General features: G+C 64.9%; 1 protein-coding gene. It reads right to left on the bottom strand.

From position 1 onward, the window contains the following. A partial coding sequence (gene cas2e, locus CG50_RS16070) for a type I-E CRISPR-associated endoribonuclease Cas2e (RefSeq protein WP_036640725.1) occupies window positions 1-250 on the bottom strand: 250 nt, incomplete at its 3' end. Window positions 251-407: the final 157 nt, after the last annotated feature.

Genomic DNA, 407 nt, shown 5'->3' with positions numbered 1-407 from the left:
GCCCGTCGAAATCTTCGGGCATTCGACGGTTCTGGCCTGTTGTGGCGAAGTCGAAGCCCTGATCATTCGGCGCCGACCAGACCATGACGGCATCGCCGGCCTCGATGCCGCCGAGCACCTGATCCCAAATTCGCTCTCGCGTTCGGGGGGAGTATTCGCCGACATAGACGCCGGCGCGGATCTCCAGCAGCCACGCAGCCAGCCGGCCGCGCAGGCGCGGGGGCGCATTGCTAACCACGATGACCATCATCGCCGCCTCCGTCCTCATCCTCGAAAGCGGGGCCGATCATGTCCGGTGCTGGCACAGGTTTCGGCAAATCGCCGGCCGAGAGCACGGCCTCGATCTGCGGGATGATCTTTGCCAACAGGCCGGATTTTCGAAACGCGTCGCGACAGGCGAGCCGAAC

Source organism: Paenirhodobacter enshiensis (genome assembly GCF_000740785.1).
Lineage (GTDB): Bacteria > Pseudomonadota > Alphaproteobacteria > Rhodobacterales > Rhodobacteraceae > Rhodobacter > Rhodobacter enshiensis.
This window is presented reverse-complemented; position numbering and strand designations above follow the sequence as displayed.